Source organism: Rhodococcus sp. ENV425, from assembly GCF_002887785.1.
Lineage (GTDB): Bacteria > Actinomycetota > Actinomycetes > Mycobacteriales > Mycobacteriaceae > Rhodococcus > Rhodococcus aetherivorans.
In genome coordinates this window covers 7,813-15,170 of sequence record NZ_PCZU01000302.1, presented here as the reverse complement: position 1 = coordinate 15,170, position 7,358 = coordinate 7,813, and the positions used below count along the sequence as shown (strand labels likewise).

Here is a 7,358-nt window from a genome sequence, read left to right as displayed (position 1 = left end):
GCTCGTCCCGGCACTGCGTGCCACCGGCGATGTCCTAGCATCCCTTCCAGACCCGGCGACCGCCGCCGGGCCCGCGCCAGGGAGCTGGCACGACCCGGACGGAGTGACACATGACCGATCTGCCCACGCAGGAGCACCTGACCGACCCCGCGGCCGTCACCGAACAGCACAACAACGGCTTCGGCTCCGTCCTCGGCCTCGAGTTCACCGAACTCGGCCCGGACCGGGTCCGCGCGCACTGGACCGTCACCCCGACCCAGCACCAGCCGTTCGGCATCGTCCACGGCGGCGTCTACTGCGCGGTCGTCGAGTCCGTCGCCAGCTTTGCCGGCAGCATCTGGCTCGGCGACCGCGGCAAGGTGGTGGGGGTCAACAACAACACCGACTTCATCCGCGCCACCCGCGAGGGTGTGCTCACCGCCACCGCCACCCCCATCCAGCGCGGGCGCAGCCAGCAGCTGTGGCAGGTCGCCATCACCGACGAACAGGACCGCACCGTCGCCCACGGGCAGGTGCGCCTCGCCAACATCCTCGATCCCGACGCCCTGGGGGGCTGACCACAGCGGTGGGGCCACCGGAACCGGCCTCAGCCCGCGGCGCGGCGGCGGCCGCGACTCAGCCCGCGGCGCGGCGGCTGCCGCGTTCGGCCTCCTCGGTGTGCCGCTGCAGCCGATCGATCGCGTTGCGGGCGAACACCTGCTGCTCCGTCGAGGCCATCTCGTTGCGGCCCCGGGTCAGGAACGTCGTGGCCCACGACAGCAGGGTCGACAGCTTGTTCGAGAACCCCACCAGGTACAGCAGGTGGATCCCCAGCCAGGCCACCCAGCCGACGAACCCGCTGATCTCGAGCTTGCCGACCTTCGCGACCGCGCTGAACCGGCTGATCGTGGCCATCGAACCCTTGTCGAAGTACTTGAACGGCTTGCGTTCGGCCGGACTGTGACCGGACAGGCCCGCCACGATCTGCCGCGCCGCGTACTTACCGCCCTGCATCGCCACCTGCGCCAGGCCGGGCAGCTTGTCCAACGACATCATGTCGCCGATGACGAACACGTTCGGGTGACCGGGCAGCGACAGGTCCGGATTCACCTGGACCCGGCCCGCCCGGTCGACCTCGGCGCCGGACTGCTCGGCGAGCTGCCGGCCCAGCGGGCTCGCCGACACGCCCGCCGACCACACCTTGCACTGCGATTCGATCCGGCGCTCGGTGCCGTCCTTCTCCCTGATCGTCAGGCCCGTCGCGTCCACGTCGGTGACCATCGCGTTGAGCTGGATCTCCACGCCGAGCTTCTCGAGGGTCTGACGGGCCTTGGCGCTGAGCTTGCCCCCGTACACCGGCAGCACGTCCGGTGCCCCGTCGAGCAGCACCACCCGCGCCGACGACGGATCGATGGTGCGGAACGCGCCCCGGAGCGTGTGATGGGACAGCTCCGCGATCTGCCCGGCGAGTTCCACCCCCGTGGGGCCCGCCCCGACCACCACGAACGTGAGCAGCTGCCGCTGCTCGGCCGGATCCTCGGACAGTTCCGCCTGCTCGAACGCCCCGAGGATCCGGCCGCGCAGCTCGAGCGCGTCGTCGATCGTCTTCATGCCGGGCGCGAACTCGGCGAACTGGTCGTTGCCGAAATACGACTGCCCGGCACCGGCGGCGACGATCAGGCTGTCGAACGGCGTCACCGTCTCGTGCTCGAGGAACCGGGACGTGACGGTCTGCTGCGTCAGATCGATCGACTCGACGTCGCCGAGCAGCACCTGCGCGTTCTTCTGCTTGCGCAGCACCAGGCGGGTCGGGGGCGCGATGTCGCCCACCGACAGGATGCCCGTCGCCACCTGGTACAGCAGCGGCTGGAAGAGGTGGTGCGTGGTCCGAGCGACGACGGTGACGTCCACGTCGGCACGTGCGAGGGCCTTGGTGGCGAACAGGCCCCCGAATCCGGATCCGATCACCACGACATGGTGACGACGTGGCTCAACCGACTGGATGCTCATTCCGTGCTCCTCGATGTCTCGGGTCGACCGGGCAACCGGTGGCGGGACGAGCGACGGGGCTCCCGCGCCGCCCCCAGTCTGTCAGCAATACCCGCTCACCACAGGCTTACGCGTCCCGCCACCGGCCGGCCCCCGCGCGCCGGGCCTCACTCGCGCCGGTCGAGCAGCCCGTAGACCGGATTGTGCCGCGCGGCGTGCCGGACCGCGTCGTCCGTCGCCGACGTATAGATCTGCACGGTCTGCAGCGACCGGTGTCCGAGCAACTGCTGCAGTTCCACCATCGTCGCGCCGCCGTCGGCCAGACTGGTGGCGAAGGTGTGCCGCAGCGCGTGCGCGAGGGCGCCCCGCTTGCGCTCACCCTCGATGCCCGCCATCCGGTACATCCGCCGCACCCGGTACTGCAGCGTGCCGCGGGTGATGCGCCGGCCGTCGGCGCCGACGAACAACGGATCGGACGGGGGATAGCGCTCCCACACCGCCGGCGTCTCGTCGTCGCCGCGCCGGGACCGCTGGGACGGGGGGAACCGCGTGTAGCGCTCCTCGAGGTACCCGGAGACGATCGCCGTCCAGCTCTCCTCGAGCGGAATCCGCCGTTCCACCGATCCCTTGCCCATCACCCGCAGCACGGGCGCCTCGGTGCCGCCGAGAACGCTGCCGAGATCGAGGCGGATCAGCTCCTCCGAGCGGATGCCGGTCAGCAACAGGGTCGCGATGAGCGCCAGATCGCGCTGAGGCCACTCCCGGCCCGAGGCGGCGGGGCGCTGCGCCTCGACGGTGAGGGTGTCGACGAGTTGACCGATCGCCTTGGGCGTGAACGACTTCGGGGTGTGCTGCGGCCGCTTCGGCTGGGCGATCGACGCCATCGGGTTGCCCTCCGACACCCCCTCGGAGACGAGGAAGTTGCAGAAGCTGTTCCACACCGACCAGGCCCGCCGCACCGACGCCGGTTGCCGCTCCCGCGCGAACGCGGCGAACGCCGAGCGCATCGCCCGGATCGTGATGTCCTGCACGCACAGGTCCTCCGGGGCGACCGAGAGCTTGACGCCGAGTTCCTCGCACACCGCCTGCAGATCCAGTCGGTACGCCTTGACGGTGTGCGCCGACCGCTTCGCCGTCTGCAACGTCTCGAGATACGCGGCGACCCAGTCCAGCAACCCCGGATCCACCCGGCTCGTCATGCCCCTCCTCACGTACCGGTCGTACACCTGTGCGATACCAGTGTGACATCCGGGACCGACGGGAACGGTGTGACAACAGGAAAGGGTAGTGGGGACCCGAGGCGGGGCGCGGGTGCCGGACTCCTATCGGGGCACGGACCTGCCGAGCCGGTGCGGTCCCGGCCCCTGCGCTCCCAGCACGTCGCCGGGGTTGGCCAGCGGACACGAGGCCAGGCTCAGGCAGCCGCAACCGATGCAGTCGGTGAAACTGTCCCGCAGGGCGGTGAGCGCCTCGATCCGCTCGGTGAGCCGGTCGTGCCACTGCCGCGACAGCCGGGCCCAGTCCGCGGCGGTGGGCACCCGGCTGTCCGGCAACGAATCGAGCGCCTCCCGGATCTCGTCGAGGGAGACTCCGACGCCCTGGGCGACCCGGATGAACGCCAGGCGACGCAGCGTGTCGCGCCGGTAGGTGCGCCGGTTCCCGGAGGTGCGCCTGCTGTCGATCAGGCCGCGGGCCTCGTAGTAGTGCAGCGCGGACACCGCCACCCCGGAGCGGGCGGACAGCTCGCCCGGGGTCAACCACACGCTCGGCCGCATCGACGTCCCTCCCGTACCCCGGGCCGGCCCGGCGGAACCGACCATACCTGTCGAACCCGAATCTACGTCGACGCGGAAGGGGGTGCCGTGCGGGGAGAGGTCCGGGACGGGAGGGGGTGGGCGAGATGTATCGCCGCCCGGGGACGAGCGCGAGGGTTGCCTTCCCGGCGCTCACCCGCACGCGGGCCGGTTCGTCGCGCCCGGGGCGCAAGGGAGGAGGCGGCGACCCCGGGATTGCCCACACGGCGGCGTTCCGCCGGCATCCGGGAGCGTCCCGCCGCGACCTCTGCCGCGCATGATGGATAACGGTGATTATCCATCATAATCGTTATTATAAATGGCGAGGAGTGCGGCGCCGACCCCGAGGAGAGGATCGACGCGGTGCGCCGTGGGGCCGGGCATGCCGGCCGGTCGCCGGCGGCGCGGGGCATTCCCGGCCGTCGGGGTGCTCGGGCATCGGGGAGGAGGTCTCGTCCATACCGAACGTCGCGCGCCGCAGGGGCGTCGGGACGGGTCCGTGCGGTATATCTTTACGGCAGGTCGGATCGTCTGCGAGATGTCGTGATCCCGTATGTGGAGATCGGCCGTCGCGCCGAAGAACGTCGCAGCAGCGCACCGGCCGTTCCATGGGGCGGCCCGCCGTTCCTGGCGTTGCCAAGGCGGCGGGCGTCGCTGCCGGAGCGGATCCAATCCGCCGTCTGCTCGATCACCTCCGCCGTCGCGACGCGGGGCGTCGACCACCACGGCGCTGTATTCGATCCCGGCTGGGGAGTTCTCCGATCCGTTAGTTGACATAATGTAGATTATCGGCAATAAGGGTACCGGCCGTGACCAGCCTTTTCGCCGACGCGGGATCCGGTCGGGTGTCGAGGATGTCGCGAGCCTGCCCGTCGTGACGACGTTCATCTGCTCGGCTTTCGGCGTCGCGGCGCAACGTCGGGCACTTTGTATCGCGGGCTCGCTGCCGAACCGCGCCGCCCAGAGCCCGGACGTGCCTGCCGCCGAGCGGCCGGATGCCACCCCGGGATCAGCAATCGACCACGTGCTCCGGCGTGGCGTGCCCTCGCCCCCCTGCGGGCCTCTCGCGAAGGAATTCGTCACAGTGACGATTGCTGGGGTGAATCCCGGTCAGCGTCCCTCAGCGGTCGCCGGGTCGGCAACGCCGCAGCTGGCCGGACAGGTAGCGCTTGGCGCGGCGATGTCCACCCGCGCTGTCGAATTCGAGGTTCAACTCGGTCAGCAGCGTTGCCAGCAGACTCGCCTGAGGGGTCCATCCGTGTCGGTGTCGGCACTGTGCGAGCCAGTCGATCGGGCCCATGTGTCCGCGATCCGCGTTGCACCGCGGGCACGCGGCAGCCTCGTTGGCGGCGATGCTGGGACCGCCTTTGACTCGCGGCACGAGGTGTTCGGTGGTCGGTGGTACCAGGGGCCCGAACCGTCTGCCGCACCACAGGCATCGGCCGCCCTGACGGTCGACAGCGAGCACGAGTCTGGCGGCACGGTCCACTCGTCGATGGTAACCAGCGGCGCTGCCGACACCGCCGGCCTCGAACCGCCTCCCCTCCCCTCGCGCCGCACAAAATTCATCGACCCTAATACGTCACTGTGACAAAAATCGGACTGGGAGGGGTCGACCGGCGGCGCTCGAAGGGACGATCGACTCTCGCTTCCCTGGTGTCGATCCCGTTAGGCTTTCCGGACATTCGCCGAAGGAGGACTTTCGTGAGCGGCCATGAAGTGAAGATGATCGTGCTGTCGACCGACGATCTCGACGAGTCGATCAAGTTCTACAGCGAGACCCTGGGCATGGCGTTGAAGTTCCGCGACGGCGCTCATTTCGCGGCCCTCGACGGTGGCGGGGTCACTCTCGCACTCGCGACCGCAATCGACCATCCGATCCACGGCCAGGTGGTCGTCGGCATCAAGACCGCCGACGTGGACGCCGCCGCGAAGGGCATCGAAGAAGCCGGCGGCGGCATCGTGAAGGGCCCGTACGACGACGCGCACGAGCGCCGCGCCGTGGTGTACGACAACAAGGGCAACGGGTTGGTCTTCTACAGCCCGCTCGGGCGGTGATCGGTCGCAGACCCCACGTCCCCGCCGCGTGCCGACCTGTTCTGGGTCGACGCGCCGGATCGGATATATGACCGGAGGGGCCGGCGGCAGCTCGTCAGGGCCGCGCGCAGTGCTCATCGAGGGCGAGATCGCCGGGACGTGGCGGCCGCGCAAGCGCGGTCGCCTTCTGACGTTATGGACCGGGAGGTCGATCCGGTCCGCCCCGATGTGCCGGGCGGTGGTCTCAGCCCCGCGGGCCCGCGCCGGTGATCGCGGTGTCCGCCAGCCGCGCCGACAGGACCCGCACGATCGCCTCGACCGCGTGCGGGGCCACCATCTCGTGGTGGTCGCAGTCGATCCGGTACTGGTGGATCTCCCCCGACACCACGTTGTGCCAGGCCGCGACCGCCGGCGCCGGTGCCGCGGACCGGGTGGCGGTGAAGAACAGCACGTCCCCGTCGAAGGTGGCGGGCGTGTGCCGGCGGGCGGCCCGCAACGCGGCGGCCGAGCCGCGGTGGATCCGCTCGAGGTGCGCGGCGGTCAGGCCGGTGCCGCCGCCGAGCGCGGCGTCGAGGAGCGCCGACGCCTGGTCGTAGGTCGGGTCCTGCTCGGCGTCGACCGGCACGCCGAGGTCGCGGAGCATGTCGCGGACCCCGACCGACCCGGCGCCCCGGACGCTGAGGTGGCTGTCGAGCAGGGCCAGGGTGTCCACGCGCTCCCCCGCCCGGCGCAGGTCCACGGCGACCGCGTGGGCGACGACGCCGCCGAGCGACCAGCCGAGCAGGTGGTAGGGGCCGTGGGGCTGGATGCGCCGGATCTCCTCGACGTACCGCTGGGCCAGCGCGGTGACGGACTCCGGGGCGGGGCCGCCGCTGAGTGTGGGCAGCTGCAGCCCGTAGACCGGCCGGTCGCCGCCGATGCGTTGTGCGAGCGGCGCGTACGCCCACGACAGGCCGGCGGCCGGGTGGAGGCAGAACAGCGGTGCGCCGGTGCCTTCACGTAGCGGCACGAGCACCTGCAGGGCCTCGTCGATGCCGGTGCGTTCCTGCGGGCCGCCGAGGTGGGCGGCGAGGCCGGCGGGGGTCGGATGGACGAAGATCGACTGCAGCGGGACCGGACGGCCGAGACGTTCGCCGAGCGCCGGCAGCATCCGGGTGGCGAGCAGCGAGGTGCCGCCGAGGTCGAAGAAGTTGTCGTCGACCGAGACCCGGTCGAGGCCGAGATGCTCGACGAACACCCCCACCACGGTGCGCTCGAGGTCCGTGGCCGGGGCGCGGTAGGCGCCGCCGAGCGCCGAGAAGTCCGGCTCCGGCAGGGCGCGCCGGTCCAGTTTGCCGGCGGGCGTGAGCGGGATCCTGTCGAGCACGATCACGGCCGTGGGCACCATGTGCGCCGGAAGGTGTTGCGACACATGCTCTCTGATGTCGGCGGGGCCGGGGGCGGTGCCGGGGGCGGGCAGCACGTAGGAGACGAGGACGGTCTCCCCCGACGGGGCGGTGTGGCCGATGGTGTGGGCGAACGCCACGTCCCGGTGTCCGGTGAGTGCGGCGTCGATCTCGG

At 71.0% G+C, this 7,358-nt stretch carries 7 protein-coding genes; 2 read left to right on the top strand and 5 right to left on the bottom strand.

Going from position 1 to position 7,358, the window contains the following annotated elements; genetic code table 11:
- Nucleotides 1–110 precede the first annotated feature (110 nt).
- Nucleotides 111–557 (top strand): PaaI family thioesterase, encoded by a 447-nt coding sequence (locus CQZ88_RS28675; protein WP_006936807.1) that lies wholly within the window; start codon nucleotides 111–113, stop codon nucleotides 555–557.
- 58 nt (nucleotides 558–615) lie between these two features.
- Here the strand turns inward: CQZ88_RS28675 and CQZ88_RS28670 are convergent, their stop codons facing one another.
- From CQZ88_RS28670 to CQZ88_RS32330, 4 genes are all read right to left on the bottom strand, one after another.
- Nucleotides 616–1,989 carry an NAD(P)/FAD-dependent oxidoreductase gene (locus CQZ88_RS28670; protein ID WP_050035279.1) on the bottom strand — a complete coding sequence of 458 codons (1,374 nt, stop codon included), beginning with the start codon at nucleotides 1,987–1,989 and terminating at the stop codon, nucleotides 616–618.
- Nucleotides 1,990–2,135: 146 nt separating this feature from the next.
- Nucleotides 2,136–3,167: a tyrosine-type recombinase/integrase gene (locus CQZ88_RS28665; RefSeq protein ID WP_006936819.1), complete on the bottom strand. Its 1,032-nt coding sequence runs from the start codon at nucleotides 3,165–3,167 to the stop codon at nucleotides 2,136–2,138.
- A 123-nt stretch (nucleotides 3,168–3,290) separates the two neighbouring features.
- A complete protein-coding gene (soxR, locus tag CQZ88_RS28660; protein WP_006936821.1) occupies nucleotides 3,291–3,743 on the bottom strand; it encodes a redox-sensitive transcriptional activator SoxR in 453 nt (150 codons plus the stop codon).
- A gap of 1,138 nt (nucleotides 3,744–4,881) precedes the next feature.
- Nucleotides 4,882–5,250, bottom strand: a complete 369-nt coding sequence (locus CQZ88_RS32330; RefSeq protein WP_044475987.1) for an HNH endonuclease — start codon at nucleotides 5,248–5,250, stop codon at nucleotides 4,882–4,884.
- A 215-nt stretch (nucleotides 5,251–5,465) separates the two neighbouring features.
- On the opposite strand from CQZ88_RS32330, the gene CQZ88_RS28650 reads away from it, so the two are divergent.
- Entirely contained in the window at nucleotides 5,466–5,819 is a 354-nt protein-coding gene (locus CQZ88_RS28650; protein ID WP_102800636.1) for a VOC family protein, read from the top strand.
- A gap of 223 nt (nucleotides 5,820–6,042) precedes the next feature.
- On the opposite strand, the gene CQZ88_RS32165 is transcribed toward CQZ88_RS28650, so the two are convergent.
- Nucleotides 6,043–7,358: thioesterase domain-containing protein (locus CQZ88_RS32165; RefSeq protein ID WP_258008867.1), on the bottom strand; the 1,316-nt coding region annotated here is incomplete at its 5' end.